The sequence below is a fragment of the Cytobacillus depressus genome (assembly GCF_008923245.1).
GTDB lineage: Bacteria > Bacillota > Bacilli > Bacillales > Cytobacillaceae > Cytobacillus > Cytobacillus depressus.
The window spans coordinates 1-1,570 of record NZ_WBOS01000040.1; the positions used below are offsets into that span (position 1 = coordinate 1).

Consider the following 1,570-nt stretch of genomic DNA (forward strand, 5'->3'; position numbering starts at 1 on the left):
CAATTTATTGGAGAGTTTGATCCTGGCTCAGGACGAACGCTGGCGGCGTGCCTAATACATGCAAGTCGAGCGAACTTGCGGGAGCTTGCTCCCAAAAGTTAGCGGCGGACGGGTGAGTAACACGTGGGCAACCTGCCTGTAAGACTGGGATAACTTCGGGAAACCGGAGCTAATACCGGATAATTCTTTTCTGCTCATGCAGGAAAGCTGAAAGATGGTTTCGGCTATCACTTACAGATGGGCCCGCGGCGCATTAGCTAGTTGGTGAGGTAACGGCTCACCAAGGCAACGATGCGTAGCCGACCTGAGAGGGTGATCGGCCACACTGGGACTGAGACACGGCCCAGACTCCTACGGGAGGCAGCAGTAGGGAATCTTCCGCAATGGACGAAAGTCTGACGGAGCAACGCCGCGTGAGTGATGAAGGTTTTCGGATCGTAAAACTCTGTTGTTAGGGAAGAACAAGTACCGGAGTAACTGCCGGTACCTTGACGGTACCTAACCAGAAAGCCACGGCTAACTACGTGCCAGCAGCCGCGGTAATACGTAGGTGGCAAGCGTTGTCCGGAATTATTGGGCGTAAAGCGCGCGCAGGCGGTTCCTTAAGTCTGATGTGAAAGCCCACGGCTCAACCGTGGAGGGTCATTGGAAACTGGGGAACTTGAGTGCAGAAGAGGAGAGTGGAATTCCACGTGTAGCGGTGAAATGCGTAGAGATGTGGAGGAACACCAGTGGCGAAGGCGACTCTCTGGTCTGTAACTGACGCTGAGGCGCGAAAGCGTGGGGAGCGAACAGGATTAGATACCCTGGTAGTCCACGCCGTAAACGATGAGTGCTAAGTGTTAGAGGGTTTCCGCCCTTTAGTGCTGCAGCTAACGCATTAAGCACTCCGCCTGGGGAGTACGGCCGCAAGGCTGAAACTCAAAGGAATTGACGGGGGCCCGCACAAGCGGTGGAGCATGTGGTTTAATTCGAAGCAACGCGAAGAACCTTACCAGGTCTTGACATCCTCTGACACTCCTAGAGATAGGACTTTCCCCTTCGGGGGACAGAGTGACAGGTGGTGCATGGTTGTCGTCAGCTCGTGTCGTGAGATGTTGGGTTAAGTCCCGCAACGAGCGCAACCCTTGATCTTAGTTGCCAGCATTCAGTTGGGCACTCTAAGGTGACTGCCGGTGACAAACCGGAGGAAGGTGGGGATGACGTCAAATCATCATGCCCCTTATGACCTGGGCTACACACGTGCTACAATGGATGGTACAAAGGGCTGCAAGACCGCGAGGTTTAGCCAATCCCATAAAACCATTCTCAGTTCGGATTGCAGGCTGCAACTCGCCTGCATGAAGCCGGAATCGCTAGTAATCGCGGATCAGCATGCCGCGGTGAATACGTTCCCGGGCCTTGTACACACCGCCCGTCACACCACGAGAGTTTGTAACACCCGAAGTCGGTGGGGTAACCGTAAGGAGCCAGCCGCCTAAGGTGGGACAGATGATTGGGGTGAAGTCGTAACAAGGTAGCCGTATCGGAAGGTGCGGCTGGATCACCTCCTTTCTAAGGATACATGAAG

The 1,570-nt window shown here is 54.5% G+C and carries 1 rRNA gene; it reads left to right on the forward strand.

The features are described from left to right. Positions 1–4 precede the first annotated feature (4 nt). A 16S ribosomal RNA gene (locus tag F7731_RS26215) occupies positions 5–1,554 on the forward strand. The last annotated feature ends 16 nt before the right edge of the window (positions 1,555–1,570 follow it).